Annotated in this window: 1 protein-coding gene; it reads right to left on the bottom strand. The window is 73.3% G+C overall.

Features of this window, described 5'->3' with window-relative positions; genetic code table 11:
* Positions 1–1,919, bottom strand: a 1,919-nt coding sequence (locus JK359_RS38440) for an amino acid adenylation domain-containing protein (RefSeq protein WP_201844371.1), incomplete at both ends; no start/stop codon positions are given.

The raw sequence follows: 1,919 nt of genomic DNA, 5'->3' as shown, positions 1-1,919 counted from the left end.
GGCCCGCGGGAAGACCGCCGGAGACATGGGCGGGCTGCGTGCGCAGCCGGACCCGGGAAGCCAGGACGGGATCGGCGTCCACGTGGCGCCGGAGATCCTCGATGACCGCGGGGGAGAAGTCGGTGCCCCAGTACTCCTCGCACTCGGGCGCCAGACCGGCGAGCAGGAGACCGGTACCCACGCCGATCTCCAGGACACGGCGAGGACGAAGGGACCTGATGCGGTCCACGGTCGTGTCCCGCCACTCCCGCATCTCGGGCAGCGGGATCGGCTCCCCGTCGTAACTGCTGTTCCAGCTCGCGAAGTTCTCGCCGAGTGCCCTCTGCGGCGCCGTCGTGTACACGGAGTCGTACAGGTCCTGCCACTCGCTCAGCTGGTCCCGCTCCACGGACTCGTCGTGTGCCCGCGCCGAGGTGTCCGCCACCACGTAGGCGACGAGACGCGCGTCACCGGGCTGGTCCTCGCGGACGACCACCGCGGCCTGGGCGATGTCGGGATGGTCGGCGAGGACCGTCTCGATCTCACCGGGTTCGATGCGGAAGCCGCGGACCTTGACCTGGTGGTCGGCACGGCCGACGAACTCCAGCCGGCCGCCGGTGTCCCAGCGGACGAGGTCACCCGTGCGGTACATGCGACCGCCGGGCTCCAGGGCGTACGGGTCGGCGACGAACCGTTCGGCGGTCAGTCCGGGCCGGCCCAGATAGCCGCGGGCGACTCCCGCCCCCGCGATGTACAGCTCGCCCACCACACCGGGCGCCACCAGCCGCAGTCCCCCGTCCAGCACGTACACGCGCGTGTTGGCGATCGGCCGGCCGATCGGCGGGGCACCGGCACCGCCGGCGAGTTCGGCGGCGGTCGACCAGATCGTGGTCTCGGTCGGCCCGTACAGATTGGTGAGGTCGTCCGTCAGCGTCCGCATCGAGTCGGCGAGCGCGGCGGGCAGCGCCTCGCCACCGACCAGCATGCGCAGCCCCCGCAGGGCCTCCGGTTCGTGCGCGACCAGCAGCTGCCACAGGGACGGTGTCCCCTGCAGGACGGTGACGTCGTGCCGGACGATCAGATCGAGCACGGCGGACGGCTGCGGCACGGCCTCCTTGGGCGCGAGGACCACGGCTGCGCCCGACAGGAGCGGGTGGTACAGCTCCAGGGCGGCGATGTCGAAGGCCACCGTGGTCACCGCGAGCAGCCGTTCCTCCGGCCGGAGCGGAACCTCCTGCCGCATCGCCTCAAGGAAGTTGAGCAGCGCCGCGTGCGGTACGACGACCCCCTTGGGGCGCCCGGTGGAGCCGGAGGTGTAGATCACGTACGCGGCGTCCGCGGGCCGCAGCGGCGCGGCACGGCCCGTGTCGGCCGGGTCGCTGTCCGGGCAGCCGTCCAGCAGCGCCCGCGTGTCCGGCGTGTCCAGCACCAGCCGCTCGGACGGCCCGCCGGGCGTCCGCGAGTCCGTCGCCGAGGTGGTGAGGAGCAGGGCGGGCCGCGCGTCCTGCAGCACGTACTCGATGCGCCCGGCCGGATGATCCGGGTCCAGCGGCAGGTACGCGGCCCCGGTCTTCAGCACCGCAAGCAGCGCGACCACCAGATCGGCCGAGCGCGGCAGGGCGAGCGCGATCACCCGGTCCGGCCCAGCGCCCCGGCCCAGCAGGGCGTGCGCCAGCCGGTTCGCGCGGCCGTTCAGCTCCGCGTACGTCAACGTGGTGTCGCCGGCGATCAGGGCGACCGCGTCCGGGGTGGCCCGCGCCTGCTTCACGAAGCGGTCCGGCAACAGGCCCGCCCCCACCTCGGTCCCGGTGTCCAGCCAGGTGGAGAGGAGCTGCTGGTGCTCCTCGGGGGTGAGGAGGTCGACGGCGTCGAGCGGCCGGTCGGGATGGGCCGTGGCCACGTCGAGGAGGTGGATCCAGCGATCCACGAAGGTCTGGACG

This window comes from Streptomyces actinomycinicus, from assembly GCF_016741775.1.
GTDB lineage: Bacteria > Actinomycetota > Actinomycetes > Streptomycetales > Streptomycetaceae > Streptomyces > Streptomyces actinomycinicus.
Note: the sequence above shows the minus strand (reverse complement) of the source record. Positions and strands in the feature narration are given on the sequence as shown.